Source organism: Enterococcus sp. DIV1421a (genome assembly GCF_051711025.1).
Classification (GTDB): Bacteria; Bacillota; Bacilli; order Lactobacillales; family Enterococcaceae; genus Enterococcus_B; species Enterococcus_B hirae.
On sequence record NZ_JBIOLU010000001.1, the window covers coordinates 262889 to 282930 of the forward strand.

The 20042-nt window shown below is 35.2% G+C and carries 17 protein-coding genes and 1 other annotated feature; of the genes, 15 read left to right on the forward strand and 2 right to left on the reverse strand.

Annotation, left to right across the window (positions count from 1 at the left end; translation table 11 throughout):
* The first annotated feature begins 7 nt into the window (after window positions 1–7).
* From IGK21_RS01245 to IGK21_RS01265, 5 genes are all read left to right on the forward strand, one after another.
* The gene (locus IGK21_RS01245) at window positions 8–2146 is read left to right on the forward strand and encodes a hypothetical protein (RefSeq protein ID WP_232622354.1); all 2139 of its coding nucleotides are present in this window, start codon (window positions 8–10) and stop codon (window positions 2144–2146) included.
* Between the two features lie 471 nt (window positions 2147–2617).
* Window positions 2618–3808 (forward strand): hypothetical protein, encoded by a 1191-nt coding sequence (locus IGK21_RS01250; protein WP_034699317.1) that lies wholly within the window; start codon window positions 2618–2620, stop codon window positions 3806–3808.
* Between the two features lie 389 nt (window positions 3809–4197).
* Entirely contained in the window at window positions 4198–4392 is a 195-nt protein-coding gene (locus tag IGK21_RS01255) for a hypothetical protein (RefSeq protein ID WP_034699314.1), read from the forward strand.
* Between the two features lie 72 nt (window positions 4393–4464).
* Window positions 4465–4764: a hypothetical protein gene (locus IGK21_RS01260; RefSeq protein WP_232088549.1), complete on the forward strand. Its 300-nt coding sequence runs from the start codon at window positions 4465–4467 to the stop codon at window positions 4762–4764.
* Window positions 4754–4990, forward strand: coding sequence for a hypothetical protein (locus tag IGK21_RS01265; RefSeq protein WP_232622355.1), 237 nt, complete (start codon window positions 4754–4756; stop codon window positions 4988–4990). The genes IGK21_RS01260 and IGK21_RS01265 overlap by 11 nt, the downstream gene beginning before the upstream one ends.
* A gap of 458 nt (window positions 4991–5448) precedes the next feature.
* Here IGK21_RS01265 and IGK21_RS01270 read toward each other — a convergent pair whose 3' ends face one another.
* Complete coding sequence (locus IGK21_RS01270; RefSeq protein ID WP_034699311.1) at window positions 5449–5769, reverse strand: putative heavy metal-binding protein; 321 nt, start codon at window positions 5767–5769, stop codon at window positions 5449–5451.
* 203 nt (window positions 5770–5972) lie between these two features.
* Between IGK21_RS01270 and dhaM the strand changes: the two genes are divergently transcribed.
* The 10 genes from dhaM to nhaC all read left to right on the forward strand — a co-directional run bounded on the left by dhaM (window position 5973) and on the right by nhaC (window position 18840).
* Window positions 5973–6368, forward strand: coding sequence for a dihydroxyacetone kinase phosphoryl donor subunit DhaM (gene dhaM / locus IGK21_RS01275; protein ID WP_010736909.1), 396 nt, complete (start codon window positions 5973–5975; stop codon window positions 6366–6368).
* Between the two features lies 1 nt (window position 6369).
* On the forward strand, window positions 6370–7353 hold the full coding sequence (gene dhaK / locus IGK21_RS01280; RefSeq protein ID WP_034699308.1) for a dihydroxyacetone kinase subunit DhaK: 984 nt from the start codon (window positions 6370–6372) through the stop codon (window positions 7351–7353).
* A 14-nt stretch (window positions 7354–7367) separates the two neighbouring features.
* Window positions 7368–7970 (forward strand): dihydroxyacetone kinase subunit DhaL, encoded by a 603-nt coding sequence (gene dhaL, locus IGK21_RS01285; protein ID WP_010720270.1) that lies wholly within the window; start codon window positions 7368–7370, stop codon window positions 7968–7970.
* Between the two features lie 224 nt (window positions 7971–8194).
* Entirely contained in the window at window positions 8195–9394 is a 1200-nt protein-coding gene (locus tag IGK21_RS01290; protein WP_034699305.1) for a hypothetical protein, read from the forward strand.
* Between the two features lie 107 nt (window positions 9395–9501).
* On the forward strand, window positions 9502–10335 hold the full coding sequence (locus IGK21_RS01295) for a hypothetical protein (protein ID WP_181918525.1): 834 nt from the start codon (window positions 9502–9504) through the stop codon (window positions 10333–10335).
* 121 nt (window positions 10336–10456) lie between these two features.
* The gene (locus tag IGK21_RS01300) at window positions 10457–11113 is read left to right on the forward strand and encodes an HI_0552 family protein (RefSeq protein ID WP_034699296.1); all 657 of its coding nucleotides are present in this window, start codon (window positions 10457–10459) and stop codon (window positions 11111–11113) included.
* A gap of 375 nt (window positions 11114–11488) precedes the next feature.
* Window positions 11489–11694: a binding site (T-box leader), on the forward strand.
* 94 nt (window positions 11695–11788) lie between these two features.
* The gene (gene tyrS, locus IGK21_RS01305) at window positions 11789–13045 is read left to right on the forward strand and encodes a tyrosine--tRNA ligase (RefSeq protein ID WP_010736915.1); all 1257 of its coding nucleotides are present in this window, start codon (window positions 11789–11791) and stop codon (window positions 13043–13045) included.
* Window positions 13046–13334: 289 nt separating this feature from the next.
* Entirely contained in the window at window positions 13335–15209 is a 1875-nt protein-coding gene (gene tdc / locus IGK21_RS01310; protein WP_081128229.1) for a tyrosine decarboxylase, read from the forward strand.
* A 513-nt stretch (window positions 15210–15722) separates the two neighbouring features.
* Window positions 15723–17141 (forward strand): tyrosine-tyramine antiporter, encoded by a 1419-nt coding sequence (gene tyrP, locus IGK21_RS01315; RefSeq protein WP_010720263.1) that lies wholly within the window; start codon window positions 15723–15725, stop codon window positions 17139–17141.
* Between the two features lie 322 nt (window positions 17142–17463).
* Window positions 17464–18840, forward strand: a complete 1377-nt coding sequence (nhaC, locus tag IGK21_RS01320; RefSeq protein WP_181914775.1) for a Na+/H+ antiporter NhaC — start codon at window positions 17464–17466, stop codon at window positions 18838–18840.
* 170 nt (window positions 18841–19010) lie between these two features.
* Here nhaC and IGK21_RS01325 read toward each other — a convergent pair whose 3' ends face one another.
* Window positions 19011–20033: a LacI family DNA-binding transcriptional regulator gene (locus IGK21_RS01325; RefSeq protein ID WP_081128226.1), complete on the reverse strand. Its 1023-nt coding sequence runs from the start codon at window positions 20031–20033 to the stop codon at window positions 19011–19013.
* Between the last annotated feature and the right edge of the window lie 9 nt (window positions 20034–20042).

Sequence of the window (20042 nt, forward strand, 5' to 3'; positions counted from 1 at the left end):
GGATCTAATGACAGAAATAGCAGAAGGTAGAGGATTTACAAAAGCAGAGATTGATAAGCAAAAAAAAATAGTAGAGAACGCCTATAAAACAATGGATAGTCACGCTACCTATCCTCACGGAGAAAATTATAAAAACGCAGCTCGTATTCATGAAAAAGAAGAGGAAAAGTTAGCAATGATGCTAAGACACCCAATTAAAGCAACAGATAAGGAATATAGTCGTGAAGAATTGAAGGCGCAAAAAAAATTAAAAGCACAGCTCTTCTCAATTTATGACGCTTATTCAACCCATCCTCATAATGATAAAGCAAGAAAAGTAGAGAATGACTACTTAAAAGCAAAGTGGGATTTACATATTATGAAAGAAACAAATAGAGAAATTCAAGATAAAAGAGAACGTGCAAAAATAAAACATTCTCCTAATAATGAAGAAGCGAGGATACCAGAAAGTAAGCAAGAAACTCAATCAATAGTCCAAGAAGGTAGATTATCAGTAGATGAAGAACGAGAATTTTTTAAACAAAAAGATTCTTCTCTTTATGAGACAGTAGAAACTGAAGTTATCGACAAATTAAGCCCGTTAGAAAGTAAAAAGGAAGAAGCACATACAAAGTTATCTAAACTAGACGAAGAAACTAAAAATATCTTAAATAGTATAAGAGAACGTGATGAAGCCAAAAAAAATTTTTTGGATAGCTATGTTGAAAAGTTATCTCTACAATCAGATGCTGAACAAATAGAATCGAAAATTAAAGCGATTGATCAGTCGTTCTTTAGAAAAATCATTAATTTTTTTACTAAGGAACAGGCCGAATTACGAACAGATTTAGATACAAAAAAAGCTACAATTAATACTATGAATTCTAAAATAGAAGAAGCACAAACAGTTTACACAAGAAATGAGAATATCCTTAATGAAGTTTTCTCTAGTAATGAAATATTTGAGGGGTGGAAAGAAAAGTGTGCAAACATAGGAGCCACTTTGAATGATTTAAATCAGAATTATGAAATAGTAAAGGAAAATATACCAAAAGAGGTAAATAGGGAAGCTTTAACGAAAAAAATAGAAAATTTACAGAAGAATTTAGAAGAAGTTAAAGGTACTGTGGGAGGTATAACACAAAATCTGCAAAAAATAGACGAATACCGTAAGCAAGAACAAAGTAAAGATCAACAAGGATTTATTCGTCTGATAAGCAAAGCGATAGATCAAACAGTAATCGAAACAGTAAATCAAACAAATGAAAGAAGGGAACAAAATGCTAAAAGCAAACATTTGAATGAAAGAGAAAATATCTTTACCAATCAACTTTCGGCTGAATTGGGAAATAAAAATGTACGTATTGAAGAATTAAATGCACCTGGTTTGTATCAATATTTAGTCCATAAAAGCACCGAATTAGATATGAAAGTTCAAAATATCTTTTCCAGTGACTTTAAACAATTATATGACTTAACGATACAAGAGCGTGATAAGGCAAGTCATTCTGTGAAAAAAATTATCCAAGAAATTGCGAAGATACATAAGGATTGGGAAAAATCAACGAAAAAAATGATTAATAGCGATCAGCCGAGAGTAAAACGATTTCTTAGTCGATTTACTAAAAAACATATAAAAGCTAGAGAAAAGTACACTGCCAAAAAAAGTGTCTTATCGACAACTTTTGAGAATAAAATAAAGGAACTCATTGAGCGAAAAAGGATTGAAACAGAAAAGAATGAGCAGGCTGAGAGAATTTTTATCAAGGCAAGAAAGGAAGTTGATCATGTTAACAATGGATTGGCAGATTTAAAAAGCCAGTTGAAACAGCTGAAAAATAAATATCCAACAGGAGAAGAACATCCAAAGATTAATAATGAACTAGCTGCTCAAATAAAGAAAAGTTTAAAATTTATTAAGGAGCAACAACCAAAGATAAAAGAACAATTGGGTTTTTGGATGATGCTGGAACTTAAAGATAAGGAACCTTCAGAAAAAGTGGATCAGTCACCGAAAAAATCTGTTGATTACCAAAAGTATAGAATATTGGTAACGAATGCCTGGAATAAGAAGTTGTTAAAAAATAACAAAAATCGCAACCGGCAATCTCAACAAGTACATAACCAAACGAATCAATCAATTGGCAGAGAAGTACATACATTATAGAGAATAAAATTTTGTACTCTCTAATATGTGGCGGTATCTTGCCTGATGTTTTACTAAGATATGATATACGTATCAAGTGATACAAGAGATTTCTGAAGAAAAAAGTGGTCTGTTATTGAAGGAGCATCTTTTGAATCTGTAAATAAGAAAAATATAGGATTGGCATTAAAATCAAGAATGGAAAAGCAAAAATTGCTTTTGATCTTCTTGATTTTTTTGTTTGCTTTCGGAGGTGAAGTCAACGATTGGTTAATGCTGAAGAGTAAATACAGATAGAGGATACTAAATGCTACTTGTTTTGAAAAACGTTAGTTTGATCTCGCAGAATTTTTAAGGGTACGATGAAGTGTCTTTTTATTCTAGAAGAATGAAACTTTTTTAAAAATTTCCAAACAAAGAAATTATTAAAAAATAAAGTTTTTATTGTCATGTTACGCTTAATTTATCAATATACGAAGGAGTGAAATAAGAATGGGAAGGCCAGTTTCTAAGGATGAAGCATTACAAAACCTTAAAGATCTATCAGACAAGATTGACGCTGCATGGCAGAAAAGGAGTAAGGCAGAGGGTCTTAATTATTTTTCGAAAGCTAGTAAGAGGACAGAAAGAGTACATGAAGACCTTAAAGATGAATTCGCTGAGGGGACAGATGCTTTTATTAAAGAATATAATGAGATACCTATTATAGAGAAACCGAAAACAAAACCAAAAAGTGAAATTGACGATAGTAAGCGAGATCCAGAAGTTGAGGAGTTTGGTCCTAATGCACGGAAGCAAAAGGAGGAAATAGACCAACAAATCAAGGAATCAGAGACTAGAGTAAAAAATATTATAAAAGACTTGTATCCAAATAGGGATGTTATTAAGGAACTAAAAGAAATAAAAAAAGAAACAGAAGAAGACATAAAAGAAGAAATCGAAGAAGAAGTAGAAGAAGAAATCGAAGAAATAAAAGAAATAAAAGAAGGAATAAAAAAAGAAATAAAAAAAGAAAGAAAGAATCAGCTTAGTAAATTGAAGACATCTTCCTTAGAACCCGTAAATAACAATCTAGTAGATAGCTTAAGTAGTAAAGTTGGTGAGAAACCGTCATTCTTCAAACGCTTGCTTAATTTTTTTACTGGAAAAAAAGAGCAACCAAGGAACCCCATACAGCAAACAACCTTGAAAACTAAGGATTGGGAGGCAGAATTTAAGAAACGCTTTGAGGCAAAACTTGAGGAACGCTTTCAGGAAAAACTTGGGGAACGTTTTCCAGAAGAACTTAAGGCACGCTTTCCGAATAATCTTAAGGAACGTTTTAAGACAATAGAATCTACAGATGAAATTGCAAAACAAGTAAAAAAAGGCTTAGAAAAAGAAATAAAAATGTTCAAAGAAGAGTTAGATAAAGTACAAAAGGAAAAAGTAAAAGCAGTTAAACCTTATGCAATGAAAGTATATGCTGAAATCATAAGGAAGGTGACAACGCTAAAGGATGGAATAGAACCACTACAACTTGAAGCCCGAAAACTAATTAACGACAACTCGAAGAAACCTCAAAAAATCCGTAAAAAGATTAATCAAGCACAACAAAAAGCTACTATATACTTGGATCAACCGGACTCACTAAACATGCAAAATGGTCAGAAGCTTAATAGTAAAAAACATTCAAGGGCATAGTAACTTAGCAAGGCATCGTCAAAAATTCTCAAACAAAAAAATTATTAGTAAATAACATGAATAAACTCCTGATACTCTTGTATTACATATGTTAGTACGAAAAACAGAGGAGTGAAATGAAATATGGAAAGTCACGATAAAAAAAGTTACTCAAGTACCATCAACCGCACGGTACAGCGATCAGGAGTTAGAAACTCTAAAGGGAAATTTTAAAGAAGCAAAAAAAGTTTACAGATGAGAAAACTATACCGAATCAAAAAGCTTTTGAAGGTTCACAAAAACAATACAATAATGCATTAGAGAACAATAAAAGAATTAAAGAAAAAGTTTCTAAAGACATAAAAAAAGTAAACAATATAAAATCAGCATAGCAAAAAACTCTGGAGAGAATGGCTGCAGCATCAGAACAACTCGATAATCCTCTAATTGATGATTTAGATAAAAAGGTAAATAATTTTGAATCCCAATTTAAAGATAAGATTAGCCAAATAGAACAAAAGCTATCGCCTGTTCAAAAAGACGATCAACAAATAGCTGAAATAGGTGAGGTAGATACATCTATTGGGGAGGTAAATACGAGATAAAAAAAACTAGATACGGATCTCGTTACTAAGAACCAAGCCGTCACTGATTTCAACAATCCTTTTGTACGGAAGTTGTTTAACATCTTTACAGGAGAAAAAACTAAATTAACACAAGATGTAAAAACAGTTACTGAGGATATTAAAAATACGAATAATCAACTGATTGAAGATATTAATCAGAAGGGTAACTTAGAAAAAATGGTCACTGGGAATTTAGATAAGAATATAGCTGTCTGTGATCAGGTGAAAAGTGAAATTAACGTTCCTAAAGCGAAACTTAGTGAACTGTCAGCAGAGTACGATGTTGTTGAAGTGAAGACAAAGGGACTACGAGATGTTAGTAAACACAGAAGAGAACAACTTGAAAATTAGTGGAAAATTAAACATCATGGAGCAAAAGGTTGAGGACCTGGAAAGAAATGTACAAGGTTGGAAAGGAAAACATGAAAAATTTAAAGAAGAGCTTCTAGTGAGAAAGCAAGAGATAAACCAATTAAAAGAGAATGCTCAACAGCGGGTAGAAAAGCTCAACAACCGAGGTGATAAAAAAGATCAAATGCAAAATAGCAATAAAACGAATCGAACTTCAAGAGGATAATCGGATGGTGAAATGCCAGCAATCATAGATAGTAGAATAGAAAATAATCCATTGATGAAAAGAGCAACGTACATAAATAATTAGATAGCAGTATCTTACTTGGATAATCAATTAAATTTAGGAAAAAAGAGCATAGGTGTTCCCTAAAATTTAACGTTTTTACGTATATTTTTTAGGAAACACCTTATTTTATATCCATCTGTTTTTTGAATCGGTGTATTGGTAGAACAGGTTCGGAATATTTTTTAAGTGAGAGTTCTATCTCAGTCTCTTCTAGTATCTCTAAAAACGAATAAACGGCGTTCAAAGAGCTGACCTTCGGCGATAAGTCAAAAAATCTCAAAACATGAGGAGCTGTTTCGAGATTTTCATCCTTAATGCTCCTGCGATTACTCGTCGCAGTTTTTACTTGGTGAGCGCTCAGGTCAAGACACTCTTTTCACAACCTCATGTCTGAACTAGTTTAATGTCACCGCTGTCCCACTACAGGTGACCATTAGCATTCCGTTATCGCTCCCCAATACTTCATAATCCATTTTCATCCCAATGACTGCATCTGCACCTAATGATCGAGCACGCTCTTGCATTTCTGCTAAGGCCTCTTCACGTGCAGCAAGCAATTCATCCTCGTAGCTTTTTGAACGTCCGCCAAAAACATTGCGAAATCCTGCCCCGATATCTTTTAATACGTTGATTCCAGTAATGACTTCACCAAAAACAATGCCTTTATATGCTGTTACTTCTTTATTTTCCACGTTGTTTGTTGTTGTAATGATCATTTGATCACTCCTTTCTTTAAAAATAGTATATCAAAATTTATTTCTTAAGTCGCAATTGGAATTAGCTAGTCAATTACAGCGCATCATTTCCAAAAAATGGACATTCTATTATATACTGGAACTATGCAAAAGAATGTAGTTGATGATCAAAAGAATGAAAGCGCAAACTTGGTGTGACCACAAAAGGAAGAAGGAGAAATGGCATGAAAAAAAGTATCTTACTTGTTTCCCATAGTCAACAGTTAACGGATGGACTCAAAGAAATGATTGAACAGATGCAACAATCAGAAGATGTGTTACTTTTTTCCTTAGGAGGAGTAGAGGGAAGAATTGGTTCTGATCCGATGAAAATCATCGATGCGATCAACCAATCAGCTGATTCCGCCATGTATTTTGTGTTTGCGGATATCGGGAGTGCGGTTTTGAACGCTGAAATGGCCAAGGAAATGTTGGATGAAGACCAACAAAAGAAATACTACCTTGTGGATGCGCCACTTGTTGAAGGGGCTTTTGCTGGAGCGATCACAGCAGGTATCACGGATGATCCTCAACAAATACTAACGGAAGCACAGAATGCGGGAAAGAAAGGGTGGACGTGAAATGAAAAAAATCATGAATAATCCTAGTACGATCGTAGAAGAAATGTTGTCTGGTTTAGTGATAAGTTATCCAGAAATGATTCACCAAGTAGCTGATTCTCGAGTAGTAGCAAAAAATGATCAAGTAGAACAAGTTGGCTTGGTTTCTGGGGGAGGAAGTGGTCATGAACCAGCGCATGCAGGTTTTGTTGGTGCTGGGATGTTGAGTGCTGCAGTTTTAGGAGATGTTTTTACTTCGCCGACACCTGATCAGATTCAGATAGCTATCAAAGAAGCGGATCAAGGAAAAGGCGTTTTATTGATCATCAAGAATTATACAGGAGATGTACTCAATTTTGACATGGCTAAAGAAATGGCGGCTATGGAAGGGATTGAAGTAGAAAGTGTTGTAGTGGATGATGACATTGCGGTGGAAAATAGCACATATACTGCTGGAAAACGTGGAGTGGCTGGAACAGTTCTTGTGCATAAAATCTTAGGGGATGCCGCTAGGAAAGGTGCATCCTTGCAAGAATTGAAGGAACTAGGAGATAGACTAGTTCCAGCGATCAAGACGATTGGTGTGGCATTGCGTGCGGCCACGGTTCCTGAAGTAGGAAAGCCAGGATTTGAATTAGCCGAAGATGAGATCGAATACGGAGTAGGGATCCATGGCGAGCCTGGTTATCGTAGAGAAAAGTTGCAACCTGCTAAAGTATTAGCTGAAGAATTAGTAACAAAAATTTTAGCTGACTACCCAGAGAAACCAAAAGAAGTTGGAGTGCTAGTTAATGGGATGGGTGGCACGCCATTGATGGAACTCTTTGTTTTTATGAATGATGTCCAATCATTACTCGATCAAGAAGCAGTCAAAGTGATATTTCATAAAGTCGGTGATTTTATGACTTCTTTAGACATGCAAGGATTATCTCTGACGATGATTGACCTAACAACTAAGAAATGGCAGGAAGCATTGGAAAGTGAAGTTCACACAATTTCGTGGTAGAAGGTGGGAGAATAATGGAACTAACGGTCAAAGAAATTCAAGCGTGGTTAACGGATTTTACAGAGAAAATCGATGAAAATAAAAGTTATCTGAGTGAGCTCGACACGCCGATCGGTGATGGCGATCATGGCAATAATATGGGGCGAGGGATGACGGCTTATCAAGAAGCGTTTCAAAAAGAACAACCGAAAACGATCAGTGACACGTTCAAGGTTCTTTCGATGGCAATGATCTCAAAAGTTGGAGGTGCTTCTGGACCATTATATGGTTCTGCCTTTATGAATATGATGAAGGCTACAAAAGACATTGATGTGATTACATCACAAGAACAATTAGGGAAAATCATTGAAGAAGGAAAAAATGGGATTCAAGCTAGAGGGAAAGCAGAAGCAGAAGAGAAAACGATGCTAGATGTCTGGTTACCTGTTACTGAAGCCTTGAAGAATAATCGATTAACAGAAGAAGTGATTGAAGAAGCGAAGGAACATACAAAAGATTTAGTAGCTAAAAAAGGACGTGCCTCTTATCTAGGGGAAAGAGCCATTGGCCATATCGATCCCGGAGCAGCTTCTAGTGCTATTTTCTTTGAAACTTTATTAACTAATATAGAATCATAAATAACAAAATATTTATATAGCTGACTTTTTAACCAGTAAAAATGGGAACAAAAGTCAGTTTTTTTCTATTCCAGAACACTTATGAGAATATGCTTTCAAATCAAAAAAACAAAGGATAAACAATTTTAAAACAAAAATTTCCAAACTGAGAAAATGTCGGAGAAATAACAGTTGTCGCGCGTGTTATTCTTAACACACTAAAGTAATAAAGGAGATAAGCAGATATGGGGGATTTAAATAACAAAAATAAAAATGTGGCAGTATCTAGTTTAGAAATGGAACAGGAAGATAAATTTAAGAAATATAAAAAGGAATGTATAGCAGCGTATGTCACTAACGACCAAGCTAAAATTGCGTCAATTGAACAAAACAAACAAAACCTGTTGAAAAAACACGAAAAATCAGATCTACGTCTAATGAGCGAATATTCTTTTGGTTCATACAAGGAATCATTAGTTGTTCCTAAAAATGAAGTACAAAAGTGTTTTGAACTAAATAAAGACATGAGGTCAGTAATTAGTATGCAAAACAATTTAGAGAGTGATGAAGACAAAATAAAAATAAAAATTCAGTCGTTGGAAGAAGAGATAGGCGTAGAATTGACTAGCTACACTAGTGAAAAAAACAACATGGATAACAAATTGGATCGGTTAAATGCAATACCAGTACTAATCAAGGAGAAGACTGATGAAATCGATAAGATCAAAGCTTCACCGTTTAGAAGATTTTTAAGTTATTTTACAGGTGAAATAGGAGCATTGGAAAAAGAGAAGCGTTCATTGGAAAATGAACAAAAGCTTATAAAAGGTAAACTGGAGTCTGATCTATCATCACTTTATGGGAAAGGCTATAGTTTGAGTGGGGAGGTTGATAGTAAAAAGATAAAGAAGAAATGGATAAATAAAATAACGAAAGAATATTCTGATTTGAATATGAATGAACAATTTAGTATGGTGAAGAAAGGTTTTATAGATTTAAATAATAAAGTATCAGCCAGTCTATTTCCGTACGTGGCACCGCTATTAGGCGAACTTGCTCGCTCAATTTATACGACCGAAAAAAATTTCTTAGAGACACAGCAGAGATTTGAAAATATCAAGAATCATCGCCCACAAGTACTAAATGCGGAGTTACATGAATATCAGAATAAAGTACAAGCTGAAATGGAAAGAAATGATGAGCAAGAAACAAATGAAGTGCATGAAACAAATGAAGTGCATGAAAAAATAAAAATAAATGGTGAACAAAAAACAAATGAAGTGCATGAAACAATAAAAATAAATGATGAACAAAAAACAAATGGTCCACGTGAATTATATACTCTGATAGAAGGAGTTACGCAGCCACAAAGCCAACCAGGGAAACAACAAAGCCAACCAGAGAAACAACAAAGATCAACGCCTGAACACGATTCACGTAATTAGTAATATGTTTGGAAAGTTTTGTTTGTCCAAATACGTTTCGTCTAAGTTTAGGCACAACGCATTCGTTTTCGAAATATCTCGATTACTAAATGATAAGGAGTAAAAAAATGTCAATACTACCAAAAGCAAAAGAGGTTAAAACAAAAGAAAAAATTTATCAGCTTGTTGAACAAGAAGTAGTATCTAAAAAAAATGCCAAGATTTACCAATTAACTGAGGTAAATGGAAATAAAAAAAAGAGTATAAAGATGGAAATTCCCATGCTATTGGATAAGGAATTTTTACATACATATAAAACGATCCTAGAGTTAGATAAGCAAAGACAGAAGCAGTATGCTCGAGTTTCTTATTTGAAAAAAGAACGGATGAATCGATTAAATTATTTAAATCATGCAAAAAAATTAGACGTAGAACCACGAGATCAGGAAAATATGAAGGTTCATTTGACTCAACGAATCGATAAATTGCAGGATAGTATGAACAAAAACGAAGAAAAATTAGCAAAAGGTGTGAATTGGTTACAAAAATATATGTTGAAAAAAGAAATTGACGCTCAAAAAGCTAAGTTAGCATTAGGGAAAAAACTTCTAGGAACAAAAAGTCTTGAAAAGTTAAAGAAAGATGTGAGCAAGGAAAGAGAGCGTTTTTTAAATTTGAATGTTCAACTGGAAAACACTACTCAGAGTCAATCACAACTTCTGGTTGCCAAAATGATGCCTTTGATTAATAGTTTTAAAGGATTGGTAAAACAAGATATAGAATATACAGATAAGCTGATCGCCTCTCTGGAAAAGCATATGGAATCAGAACAAGGAAATGGACAGCGACAAAAAGCTCAATTAAAAGACAAAGTACAGAAAAATGGGACAACAAAGCAGAATCCAGTTAATAGACAACCAATTACACAAGCAAAACAAGATTTAAATGATAAAGGAAGATGATTATCGAGTATTTTCACCGAAATAATTCCATGCTCACTCTTTTCTTGCTATTTTTATTGTTTCTCTCATTGATAGTCTTTACAATGTAGGATAGGGAAATCGTTAAGAAAGAAGTGGCGGAATGGATTTATTAACTAGTGATTATGAATTGTTTGATCGTTCGATGTATACCTTTAAGCAGCTAAAAGAAAGTTATACTACTGAAGAATTAGTACAGCTTAAGGTGAGGTATCAAACACACTGGCAAAAGTGGAAAAAAATGAATGAACAAGTGGCAAAAGCAACCCCCTTGCAATGGCAGATGAGAAAACCAAAAATCGAAAGTTGGACGAATGGTTGGAATCTCAGAAGCCATTTTTGGTGTGCGTACCGTAGTGAAGGACGCCAACAGGAAAATGCTTGTTTAGCTACTTTGCTAAATAAAAAACAATTTCAAATCTATTTGATGTTTCAACATTATAAAAGTGAAGAACGCCAAGGAAGTATTTCGTCCTTCAATCATCTACTAACGGTTTTAAAGGAATGGAGTAAGCACATCCCAGTTGAAGAGTATTATATTTGGCCGCAACCAGAACATGAACTGGTGGATCACCTGCCGTTAGCCACCTATTTGACGGATAAGCAAAAACAAATCGAATTAAAAAAAGCAATGGAGGATAAAACCTTCCAACTTGGTAAGCTTTATTTTTATCCGAATGAATTAAAAGATGCTGAAAAGTTGATTTTAGATGGTATGCAGGAATTGATGCCTTTATACTTTCGATTGAATGGGAAATAATAACATTAATTAGGGTGAGAGAAAGAGGTATTTGATCGCTTAGATGATCGAAAACGTTAAAATAATAAAATAAAAGAAGTAAATTTGTCGTTGATAAATACTAGTTTATAAAATTTTCTTAAGCTTCAAAAATTTTTAAAATTTTCATTTGATGGTCAAATGAGCGCAATTGAATGGATCATTCATCTTAGAAAAAACGGATGAAATAAAGGGATCAATGAGTTATTTTAGGTAATTGGATGCAAATAATTTTAAAAAAAGAATGTTCGGATTTTACTGTTTTATTCCATTGTTGAAGAAGTATAGAAAGAAATTTTTATCTTTTTTATTGACAAAGAAAAAATAGCGTTCTATGATAGACACATATTAACTTGATAACAGGCAATGATCAAAACGCAGTAGTTATTAAAGCCAATGTTTCAGAGAGCTAGTGGTTGCTGAGAACTAGTACAAGCTTTAAGACGAATTACATTTTAGGAGCCTTTGGCATTGATTTGTCACGTGACAGCGTTAAATGTTTGAGTGATATGTTTTGAATGAAACATATAAAATGGGTGGTACCGCGAGATTTCGTCCCTTGGTTAGTTAACCAAGGGATTTTTTTTATTGATTTTAATTAGTATGAATGATAGCAGGTTCCTGCTTTCACAATAAAATGATACGGAGGGATTTAACATGAATATTATCGACGAATTAACTTGGCGTGATGCCATTAACCAACAAACGAATGAAGAAAGACTTCGTGAACTTGTTGACGAAAAGAGTATTTCACTATATTGCGGAGTTGACCCAACTGGGGATTCTATGCACATCGGACATTTGATTCCATTTATGATGATGAAAAGATTTCAATTGGCAGGACATCATCCATACATTCTGATCGGTGGCGGAACAGGTACAATTGGAGACCCAAGTGGCCGTAAGACAGAACGTGTCTTACAAACAATGGAACAAGTCCAACATAATGTTGATGCTTTATCTAACCAAATGAGAAAATTATTTGGGAAAGATGCAAACATCACGTTTGTAAATAACTATGATTGGTTATCAAAAATCTCATTACTTGAATTTTTACGTGATTACGGTAAAAACTTCAATATTAACACGATGTTAGCGAAAGATATCGTAGCAAGTCGTTTGGAAGTCGGTATCTCATTTACAGAATTTACTTACCAAATCTTGCAATCAATTGACTTTTTACACTTACACAAAACATATGATGTTCAACTACAAATCGGTGGTGCTGATCAATGGGGGAACATCACAGCTGGATTAGACTTAATCCGTAAATTAGAAGGACCAGAAGCAGAAGCATTCGGTTTAACGATCCCATTGATGTTAAAAGCGGATGGGACAAAATTTGGTAAAACTGCCGGTGGCGCTATCTGGTTAGATCCTGAGAAAACATCACCATTTGAGTTCTACCAATTCTGGTTGAACCAAGATGACCGAGATGTTGTGAAATACTTGAAATTCTTTACTTTCTTATCACAAGAAGAAATTGAAGATTTGGCGAAAAAAGTTGAAACTGAACCTGAAAAACGTGAAGCACAACGACGTTTAGCAGAAGAAGTGACGAGATTCGTTCATAGTGAAGAAGACTTGAAAGAAGCACAAAAAATAACAGAAGCATTGTTCTCTGGAAACATCAAAGAATTAAATGCAGCTGAGATCGCTCAAGGATTTGGTAAAATGCCAAACGTTGAAATTTCAAGCAAACCTGAAAATATCGTGGAATTATTGGTTTCCACAAAAATTGAACCATCAAAACGCCAAGCGCGTGAAGATGTTTCAAACGGAGCTATAAGTATTAACGGTGACCGTGTTACCGATTTAAATTTTGTCATAGATCCATCGAAGGAATTTGATGGTAAGTTTGTGGTTATTCGAAAGGGTAAGAAAAATTACTTTTTGGCCAAAGTAGTTGATTAGAATTTAGTAATTTTTTGGCTTGAAAATGGTCAACTCTATTACAAGATTCCAATTTTGAAACCCAACCTAAAAGGGTGACGTGGGATCTCGTTAATACAATCTTTACGAGGGAATTTACTTTTGTAAATTCCCTCGTTTTTTTTAATTTTTTTAAATGTGTAAACAATTCGCACAATTGATAATTATTACAAAATGATTAAAAAATCACTTGTGATTTAGTTTACAGAAATAAAAAACAGGTGTAATGTAGGGCTCGACAAAATTTAAATATTTTTTAGGAGGGTTTCACATGGAATCATTGTCAAATGAATTAAACCTAAATGCACTATTTATCGGAGACAAAGCGGAGAACGGCCAACTCTATAAAGATTTGTTGAACGATTTAGTAGATGAACATTTAGGCTGGCGACAAAACTACATGCCACAAGACATGCCAGTTATTACACCAGAAGAACAAAGTAGTGCAAGTTTTGAGCACACAGTCAATAAAACAAAAGATGTTTTATCTGAAATCTCAGCTCGTATGCGTACTCACTCAGTACCATGGCATACAGCTGGACGTTATTGGGGTCATATGAACTCTGAAACATTAATGCCATCTTTACTAGCATATAATTTCGCAATGCTATGGAATGGTAACAACGTTGCTTACGAATCTTCTCCAGCAACAAGTCAAATGGAAGAAGAAGTAGGACTAGAGTTTGCGAAATTAATGGGCTATAAAGATGGCTGGGGACACATCGTTGCTGATGGTTCTTTAGCTAACTTAGAAGGTCTTTGGTATGCACGTAACATCAAATCACTTCCACTTGCAATGAAAGAAGTTGCACCTGAATTAGTCTCAGGAAAAAGTGACTGGGAATTGATGAACATGTCTACAAAAGAAATCATGGACTTGTTAGATAGTGTTCCAGAAAAAATTGATGACATCAAAGCACATTCTGCACGTAGCGGAAAACATTTACAACAATTAGGAAAATGGTTAGTACCACAAACGAAACATTACTCATGGCTAAAAGCAGCTGATATCATCGGTATCGGGTTAGATCAAGTAATCCCTGTACCAGTTGATCACAACTATCGAATGGATATCAACGAACTTGAAAAAATCGTTCGTCAACTAGCAGCTGAAAAAACACCAATCTTGGGTGTAGTCGGTGTTGTTGGTTCGACAGAAGAAGGAGCCATTGACGGTATCGATAAAATCGTTGCATTACGTCGAGTATTAGAAAAAGATGGTATTTACTTCTACTTGCATGTTGATGCTGCTTACGGCGGTTATGGTCGTTCCATTTTCTTAGACGAAGAAAATAACTTTATTCCATTTGAAGAATTAAAAGATGTTCATGCAAAACATCATGTATTTACAGAAAACAAAGATTATATCTTAGAAGATGTACACAGTGCCTTCAAAGCAATTGAAGAAGCAGAATCTGTAACAATTGATCCACATAAAATGGGTTATGTTCCTTACTCAGCTGGTGGGATCGTCATCAAAGACGTACGTATGCGCGACGTTATTTCTTACTTTGCTACTTACGTGTTTGAAAAAGGCGCAGATATCCCAGCATTACTTGGTGCATACATTTTAGAAGGTTCAAAAGCAGGAGCAACTGCTGCTAGTGTTTGGGCTGCACATCATGTCTTACCACTTAATGTAACTGGTTATGGTAAATTGATGGGAGCTTCAATCGAAGGAGCACATCGTTTCTATAACTTCTTACAAGATTTATCATTTAAAGTCGGCGATAAAGAAATCGAAGTACATCCATTAACTTACCCAGATTTCAATATGGTTGACTATGTATTTAAAGAAAAAGGCAACGACGATCTAGTTGCAATGAACAAATTGAATCATGACGTTTATGACTACTCTTCATACGTTAAAGGTAGCATCTATGGTAATGAATTCTTGACATCACACACTGACTTTGCTATTCCAGATTATGGCAACAGCCCATTACAATTTGTGAACCAATTAGGTTTCTCAGATGAAGAATGGAACCGTGCAGGAAAAGTAACTGTTTTACGTGCAAGTGTAATGACACCATACATGAATAAAGCAGAAAACTTCGAAGAATATGCTGGAAAAATCAAAGCAGCTCTTCAAGAAAAATTAGAAAAAATCTACGCAAATCAATTACTAGCAAGCGAAGAAAAATAATAAAATAAAAAACATTCTGAGTATAAGAAGTAGAAGTCACTTTTATTGTATGCTATAAAACCGAATAAACGGTGGTAGCTCAATCGAAAAATACAGTTGAAGGATCTTTAAAATACAAAAAGTTATTTTTTAGATTCTTCTGCTGGTTTTTCTGAGCTCAGCACTTCTGTTATCTGCTCAGGTGTTTTTTGTTTTACAGGTTGTCTTTGAAGCGATACAAGTAATCTGTTCAAAACAGCCGAGGTTGTAATGAAATAGCTTGCGCTCTTTTAGGTATTTGGTATGAATGAAGAGAAAGATCGAAAAGCTTCAATACAAATACAGCGAATGGAACACAAGACTATTTCAGATTTTTCTTTTTTAGCAAATAATAACTAATAAAATCCAGTCACTAAGCATCGTTTTTATACTAAAAAAGTTGTGGGGAACAACCTCTTGGCTTTTGTCTTGCGACTTGGGATTACTTTGAAGACAACGTTTTTTTATTCAAAAAAAACAAGGAGCGTGTCAACAGTGAGTAAATCACAAGTAAGTAAAATGGGTCTTGGGACCTTTGTCGGTCTGACGATGGCTTTGTGTGCGACAGTTCGGAGTATTCCGACTTTAGCAGCCGTTGGTTGGACATTGATTTTTTATTCAATTTTTGCCGTACTGTTTTTTGCCGGTCCTATTTCGATGGTTTCTGGTGAGCTTTCTACGATGCTTCCACAAGAAGGTGGACCACAATTATGGGTCAAAACTGCCTTAGGAAGTAAATGGGGATTTGTTGTTGCCTGGTTGCTTTGGGTTCAAATGTTCCCAGGGATGGTTATGGTTGCATCAACATTAGGTCCATTATTAGGAAATACATTCGGGAACGTAGAATTAGGCAATAATCATTTATTTGTATTAGGTTGTATTTTAGTTATTTATTGGATCATTACAATTTTGAACTTGAAATTTGATATGGCCAAAGTTGGTGGGAACATCGGCGTTTGGTTAGGTGTGTATATCCCAGTGGTTATCATGTTTGTCCTTGGTTTATTCGCCGCATTCAAAGTGGGTCTAGTATCTAATGGTTACTTAGGAGATTTTTCTTGGTCAAAAGCTTTCCCAGATTTACAACATAGTGAATCATTGAAATATCTTGCAGGTATCACATTTATTTTTGTTGGTATCGAAATGAGTTCTGTTTACATGCCTCGTTTAAAAGATGCAACGAAAAACTACACTAAAGGGGTCTTTATTGCGTTGATTGGTCTTGTTTTATTGAACGTGATCAATGCAATGTTAGTTGCCAATGTTGTACCAAATGGAAAAATGGAATTAGCAAACATTACGCAACCAATCTTGATTTATTGCCAAATCCTTGGCTTACCAACAATTATCGGGAACATCTTCAGCTTTATGGTGTTTATCGGTGTGTTACTTCAATTATCTGCATGGGTAACTGGACCATCTAAAACGATTATCCAAGTAGCACGTGAAGGTTTCTTACCACCTAAATTTGGATTCCATAAAGAAAATGAATATGGTGTTTCTCGTAATGTCGTATTAACTCAATCAATCGTTATTTCATTATTCGCTTTACTTTACGGCGTAATGGATGACGTCAGTGCTGTATTCTTAACATTAACAAATGCTACAACTGTTATTTATTGTATCGTCTATATTTTGATTGCTGTTTCATTGATCAAAATGAGAAAAAGCCATCCAGATTTAGAACGTCCTTATCGAATTGGTAAAAAAGGAAATGGAATGGCTTGGGTAGTTAGCTGCATGTTGATTTTCTCTATCATTGCAGTAGTTGTATCCACTTTAGGAACATCTACCTTGACGGATGCATTATTGGTAGCAGTTATTGCAATCGTTATGTTTGTCATTCCTTTGATTATCAATCGTTTTAAAAATGATTCTTGGGGAAGCGAAGTAGAAAAGAGTTTAAAAGAATAGAATAAATAAGAAGCAAGTAAAAAATGTAAATAGGGAAGGGGGCTATGACAAAAATCTTGTCACAGTCCCTTATTCCTAACAAACGGTGTTCCAGAAGTTGCTCATGTCTGTTACAGCATGGTTTGCCAAATGTATGCTTTTTAATCAGGGAACCTTTGCGAAAATAACGCTAATCATAAGGTTCAGCGGATTTGAGAAAATAATCGTCATTAGCATCGTCTATCCGCTAAAACAAAAAAATGATGCTATGACCAGTTGTCCTACCAAAAGAACGCTTTTTTTTAGGTAGGGCTTTTTTTGTAAAAAAATAGGAGAAGATACGATGAATAAAAAAATATCTGTGAAAGAAAGTATGGCAGTTTTATTCATATTGTTGGCGATATTAGGAATACTGATTATTGGATTTCAATTGTCTCCGCATATTCCTATACTAATTGCTTTCATGTGTTTGTTATTTTATGGACGATTTAGAGGTTTCTCATGGGATGAGATTCATGATGGGATTGTCAAAGGAATTACTCCAGGGATCATCCCAATTTTGATTTTTCTATTGATTGGTGTTTTGGTAGCTTCGTGGATTTTATCTGGAACGATTCCAACGATCATGGTTTATGGTTTCCAATTGATCTCGGTTCGCTTTTTCTTACCGACTGCTTTTCTTGTTTGTGCAATCGTCGGGATTACGGTGGGAAGCTCATTTACAACGATTTCAACGATCGGTATTGCTTTTTTAGGAATCGGTCATATTTTAGGTTTTAGTGATGCGATGACGACAGGAGCAGTTGTTTCGGGGGCTTTTTTAGGAAATAATTGTTCGCCGTTATCTGATACTACGAACCTGGCGGCAGGGATAGGAGAAGTAAATTTATTTGAGCATATCGCTCAAATGCGTTACACTGATTTGCCGGCATTTTTAATTTCTATGTTATTTTATGTTTTTCTTGGGAATGGAAGTCACACAGCGGATCTACATGCGATCACGGATATGATCCAAAACATGAAAGCAGGTTTCTGGATCTCTCCATGGACGTTGATCCCATTAGTGATCTTGTTTGGTGGAGCGATTAAAAAAATTCCAGCGATTCCAACACTACTAGTTGGTTCAACTGCTGCGATTGTTCTTTCCTTCATCAATCAACCACATTTAACGATGTCAAAAGTAGCTAATATTTTAATGAACGGCTATGTTGCCCATACAGCAGACCCTAAAATCAATGAATTGCTTTCAAGAGGGGGAATTGTTAGTATGCTTGGTTCAGCAAGCTTGATTCTTCTAGCTTTAGCTTTGGGTGGCTTATTGATCAAATATACGATTGTGGAAACGATTGTTCAGGAATTGCGAGAAAAAATGGATCGGCCTTCTCGCTTGGTTGGCTTTACAGCATTAAGCTGTATCGGGATCAATTTGATCGTAGGCGAACAGTACTTGTCGATCATTTTACCAGGCGAAACCTTTAAGCGATCGTTCGATCGTGCGGGCGTTAATAAAAAGTATCTTACCAGAACTTTGGCAGATGCTGGAGCAACCGTTAATTCACTCGTTCCGTGGGGAGTTAGTGGTACCTTTATTATGGGCACGATGAAAGTCAGCGCATTACAATATCTACCATTTACTTTCTTCTCGATCTTAGCACCGATTTTTACGATTTTGAGTGGTTTCTGGCTTAATCAAAAGATGAAAAAACGTACCAGTGAATAGTCTAGGCACCATCAAGGTTTGAGAACGAGAATCGAAATAGCTTTTTATACTCAGTTTCTTTTTCATGAAAAAGTTATTTGAAGAGTGTAGATTCTTAAAAAATGAACCTGTATAGTAAAAAAACAACTGAAGACACTACAAATAGTTTATTTGTGTGTTCAACAGTTGTTTTATTTTTTTTCTTGTAAGCGAGGTACGACGGTTTCTCGTTTGACGAGTTGATGAGGAATGACTAAACGAACACCGCTGCTGATTTCATCATGGATCAATTCGTATAATTTTTGCATCGCAACCCTTCCTAATTCAGAAATATCGATATCGATACTGGTTAAATAAGGGTGAGTCAATGTAGCGAAAATAGAGTTATTGAAGCTGATGATCGATAGGGTATCAGGAATTCGATAGCCATACATCTGTGCTAGTTGCATCGTTCGTAAGGCAAAAATATCGTCAATGACTACCAGCGCTGTTGCTTGGGACTTTTTCAAAATGGCATCAAAAGCTAAATAATCTTCGGGTTGTTCGATCACTACACTAGGATGAACTGTAAGTCCAGCTAGCATCAAGGCTTTTTGGTAGCCAAAATAACGTTCGAAGTAAAGGCTCTCGTGGGTTGTATTGGTTACGAAAAGAATGCTTTCATGACCGTTTTGAATCAAGAAATCCGTGGCTTGTTTACCTAATAATTGGTTATCATTATCGACATAAATGATTTCATTCTCATGTCGGTAAGGCTGACCAATCAAAGTGAAAGGAATCTCATTCGTATAGAGATAATCTATGACAGGATCTTCACTGTCGGAATAAACTAAAATAAACCCATCGACTTGTTTTTGCAGATGCATCCGTTGCACGTTTTCTAATAAAGTATCAAAATTTTTGGCTGTTGCTATAGCAGTTGTCAGATCATAACGGCGTGCTTCTTCATTGATCGCTTCCATGATCTCAAGATAAAAAGGATTCCCAATCCGTTCTTTTGAATCAAGGGGTGGGAGAATGACGCCAATTGCGCTAGAAATTCTTTTCCCTAGATTTCTAGCAGTGATATTTGGTACATAGCCTAGTTCATCCATGACTTTTCGTACTTTCTTTTTGGTTGCCTCTGAGATGCTTGGATGGTCATTGATGACCCGTGAAACAGTCGAGGTCGCAACACCAGCTTTTTTGGCTACATCCTTCACTGTGATCGCCATAAACGATAC